Genomic DNA, 1,050 nt, shown 5'->3' on the forward strand with positions numbered 1-1,050 from the left:
ATCCACGCCATAGCGATCTTCGGCTGGGCAAACCGGCTGATGCACGTTCTCGGCCACGCGGAGAGCGGATGATGATGACCCACATGTCAAGGCAGTCCGTCCCACACTCTGAAGGGCTAACCAGAAATGCTTGAACTCAAAGATATAAGGCTGTCCTACGGAAGCACGCAGGTCCTGAACGGCGTCAATCTCTCGGTAAAGCGGGGTGACGTGGTGTCGATCATCGGCCCCAGCGGCACCGGCAAGACCACGCTGCTGAAATGCATCAACTACCTGGCCAAGCCGTCGTCCGGAACCATCGCGTTCGACCAGATTCGGATGGACTACCAGCGCGCCGACAAGACCGCTGTCCAGGCGATCCGGCTTCGAACAGCGATGGTCTTTCAGCAATTCAATGTCTTCAAGAACATGACAGTCCTCCAGAACGTGATGGATCCGCTTGTCGTCGTGCAGCGCAAGTCCGCGGACGAGGCGCGTGAAATCGCGCTGCGAGAGCTTGACCGGGTCGGCCTCTCAGCGAAGCGGGACAGCTATCCGTCCCAGCTGTCGGGCGGCCAGCTCCAACGCACCGGCATCGCGCGTGCGCTGGCGGTTCGTCCCGACGTGATGCTCTTCGATGAGCCCACGTCATCGCTGGATCCTGAACTCGTCGGTGAAGTTCTGAAGGTGATCAAGGATGTCACGTCGTCAGGGATCACTTCGCTGCTTGTGACCCACGAGATGCAATTCGCAAAGAACATCTCGAACCGGATCGTCTTCATGGATCGTGGCGTGATTGCCGCCGATGGCAGTCCAACTGAGATCTTCGATGCGCCATCCAGCCCACGACTTGCTCAATTCCTGCAGTCAGAACTCGCTTTTCAATAGCTCAACAAGAAGGGAACCAAAGAAATGTCTGCAATCACATCCAGTTTCTCCCGTCGCGCTGCCCTGGCTGTTGCCGGCGGCATCGCAATTGCCCTTGCAACCGCAGGGATCAGCTATGGTCAGACCGTTCGCACGATCAAGATCGCGACGTCTGCCGAATCCAAGCCGCTGGCATGGGGCGCG

Annotated in this window: 1 protein-coding gene and 1 pseudogene; both read left to right on the forward strand. The window is 58.4% G+C overall.

All coding sequences use genetic code 11. The features are described from left to right. The first annotated feature begins 126 nt into the window (after nt 1-126). On the forward strand, nt 127-867 hold the full coding sequence (locus NKI95_RS34280; RefSeq protein ID WP_352464100.1) for an amino acid ABC transporter ATP-binding protein: 741 nt from the start codon (nt 127-129) through the stop codon (nt 865-867). Between the two features lie 24 nt (nt 868-891). Further along, nucleotides 892-1,050 (forward strand): annotated as a pseudogene (locus NKI95_RS34285) (amino acid ABC transporter substrate-binding protein); the annotation flags it as partial.

The organism is Mesorhizobium sp. M0306, from assembly GCF_040321655.1.
Lineage (GTDB): Bacteria > Pseudomonadota > Alphaproteobacteria > Rhizobiales > Rhizobiaceae > Mesorhizobium.

Excerpts from the sequence above, each read along its gene's own strand:
- NKI95_RS34280 (WP_352464100.1), top strand. The coding sequence starts at position 127 with ATGCTTGAACTCAAAGATATAAGGCTGTCCTACGGAAGCACGCAGGTC.